The sequence below is a fragment of the Psychromonas aquatilis genome (assembly GCF_038155185.1).
GTDB lineage: Bacteria > Pseudomonadota > Gammaproteobacteria > Enterobacterales > Psychromonadaceae > Psychromonas > Psychromonas aquatilis.
This window is the reverse complement of record NZ_JBAKAZ010000276.1, coordinates 1-229: the sequence shown is the minus strand read 5'-3', so window position 1 is coordinate 229 and position 229 is coordinate 1. Positions and strand designations below refer to the sequence as shown.

1 protein-coding gene is annotated in these 229 nt (G+C 40.6%); it reads left to right on the top strand.

The window, feature by feature from the left end; genetic code table 11:
* Window positions 1–229: hypothetical protein (locus V6256_RS15555; RefSeq protein ID WP_341599142.1), on the top strand; the 229-nt coding region annotated here is incomplete at both ends.

Sequence of the window (229 nt, the reverse complement as noted above, 5' to 3'; positions counted from 1 at the left end):
TCAATTACCTGTTGTATTACCTGAAGATGTGATATTGAATGGTATTACTTCACCATTCAAAGCAGTTTTAGAGTGGGCAAAAACAACTTACCATGGTCAACCTGCAACACACGAAACAGATACTTTTGATACCTTTCTGGAATCAAGCTGGTACTACGCACGTTACTGTTCACCACAAAGTGTGGACCAGATGCTGGACCCAGAAAAAGCAAACTACTGGTTACCAGTA